Genomic DNA, 2,528 nt, shown 5'->3' with positions numbered 1-2,528 from the left:
GCGACGACCGGCCAGTTGCCGCTGGGCAGCGGCTCGTCCATGCCCTCCCACATCAGCTTCGTGGAGCCCTTGCGGCCGGAGTGCCCGAGCTGCACCCCGATCCCGATCTCCGAGAGCAGCCCGCCCAGGTCCACCAGCGCGTCCTCGATGTCGATGCCGGGGGACTCCACCAGGCCATCGGTGTACAGGACGAGCACCGAACCGGGGGCCAGGGACACCTCGGTCGTCGGATACCTGGCCGAGGCGTCGATGCCGAGCAGCGGACCCCCGGCCAGGTCCAGCACCCGCACCCGCCCGTCCCGCCGGCGCAGCAGCGGCGGCGGATGACCCGCCCGCGCCATGACGGCCCGCCCGCGCGCCGGATCCAGCCGCAGATACAGACAGCTGGCGAACAGTTCGGCACCGAGGTCGATCAACAGCCGGTTGGTACTGCTCATCACCTCGTGCGGCGCCTGCCCCACCGTCGTGTAGGCGCGGACCGCGGTGCGGATCTGCCCCATCAGACCGGCCGCGGTCACGTTGTGCCCCTGGACGTCCCCGATCACCGCGGCCGCCAGCGGCCGGGTCGGGACCAGGTCGTAGAAGTCGCCGCCGATCTCCATGCCGTGCGTGGCGGGCAGGTAGCGGGCCGCAGCCTCGACGCCGGGCGGGGGCGCCAGGGAGTGCGGCAGCAGCGCCTGCTGCAGGCCGTGCGCGAGGCGGTGCTTGGTGTCGTAGAGCAGGGCCCGCTCCAGGGCCTGCGCGATCAGCCCGCCGAGCGAGGCCAGCACCGCCCGCTCGTCGGCGGGGAAGACATGCGGCTCGGCGTAGGCCAGCACACAGGTGCCGACCGGCCGCCCGGAGGCGATCAGCGGCAGGTACGCCCAGGAGGCGAAGCCGTCCGGGGTGTGGTGCCGGCTCGGGTACAACCGCTCCAGCTGCTCCTGGGAGTCGAAGAAGGCGGGCACCCCGCTGTTCAGGACGTGCGTGCCCGGGGTCCGCTCGGACAGCGGCAGCCCGTCGAACCGCTCCACGACGTGCGGGTCCGGATAGCCCCGGTGCCCCAGCACATGCAGCCGCCCGCCCTGCGCCCGCAGCAGCGCCAGCGCCTGGCTGCCGACGGCCGGGGCCACCTCGTCCCACACCAGTTGCACCACGTCCCGCACCCCGACCGCCTCGGTCAACGCGCCCGCGAGGCTCAGCAGCTGGGAGATCGTCACCAGCCGGGACGGGCCCGTGCCCGCCTGCGGGGCCGTGTGCGCCATCTCCGCCACGGCCCTGGCCCGGGTGACGCGCACGCTCAGCCCGGTCGTGCTCGGATACATCCGGAACGACAGCCAGTCGCCCGGCGGGCGCAGCGCCACGAACGACGTCACCTGCTGGCTCATCAGCGCCGCCCGGTAACGGTCCTCGTACATCGGGTCGTTCAGCCAGGGCACCGACACCCAGGGCACCGTGCCCAGCAGTTCCTCCGCGGGCAGGCCGAGCAGGTCGGCGGCGGCCGCGTTCACGAAGGCGATGCGGCCGTGCAGGTCCAGTGACATCAGTCCGTACGGCAGCCGGGACACCATCCGCGCCGCCTCGACCGAGCCCAGCGTCTCCGCCACGAACGACACCGGCGCGGCGAGCACGTCCGGCTCGTGGCCGACCGGGCGCCGCTCCCGCGCGGCCCGTTCCAGCCGTAGCGCCAGCCGGGCGCAGGCCGCCGTCACATGCTGCCGCTCCCGGTCCGACAGCTCCGTCGGACGCGTGCCCGGCCAGGTCACGAACACCGCTCCGTACACCGTGTGCTCCGTCGCCACGGGCGCGGCGGCCAGCGCGAACGGGTACGGCAGCACCACCGAGATCCTGGGATAGCGGCGGGCCATCTCCGCCTCGCCGCCCACCCACACGAGCCGCCTCTCGCGCGCCGCGTCCGCGACCGGGATCGGCGCGCTCAGCCCCACCCGCTCCCACGGCGCGGCGAAGGCCCGGGGCATGCCCGCCATGACCGCCATCTCCAGGACCGGCTCGTCGGGCCTGAGCAGGTACACCGCGCCGGCGTGCGCCTGGACGTCCTCCAGCAGGGTGGCCAGCGCCAGCGACAGCACCGGCTGTCCGGCCGGCGCCGCGCCGGCCGCCGGTGCCCGCCCCGGTTCCGGCCCGTCGGACACGCCGACCACCTCCTCGTACGGCCGCGCGTCGCATCCCGGCCACAAGACTCCCTCGCGGCGGCGCCCCGCGCACGGCGAACGCCCAGGAGGCTCCTTCGGCGCCCGCGCGTGCCGGATGGCTCCGAATACCCCGCCCGGCCGTCTCCATGCGCCGGCGCGGACGAGGAGGACCGGCCGCGGGCGCGAACCCCGTCCTCGCGGGGCTGGGCCGTCGTCCCGGGCGGCGCCAGGCGGTGGGGGAGAAGCACAGGTGGTGTACGGGTGTCTCGTGTGCGCCCCCGCCGCGCCGGGATGGCCGAATCCATGCGCACCGGCCGGAGTTCTCGCCCCTGGGGCGCCGCAACGGCCGCTTGCCGGCGCGGGGCGTGGGGGGACGGTCCGGCGTGTCGGCGAGGG

General features: G+C 75.3%; 1 protein-coding gene. It reads right to left on the bottom strand.

Annotation, left to right across the window (positions count from 1 at the left end; all coding sequences use genetic code 11):
* Window positions 1-2,132: SpoIIE family protein phosphatase (locus ABZV94_RS41210; RefSeq protein WP_356350189.1), on the bottom strand; the 2,132-nt coding region annotated here is incomplete at its 3' end.
* Window positions 2,133-2,528: the final 396 nt, after the last annotated feature.

Source organism: Streptomyces sp. NPDC004658, assembly GCF_040609555.1.
In the GTDB taxonomy this organism is placed as follows: domain Bacteria; phylum Actinomycetota; class Actinomycetes; order Streptomycetales; family Streptomycetaceae; genus Streptomyces.
This window is presented reverse-complemented; position numbering and strand designations above follow the sequence as displayed.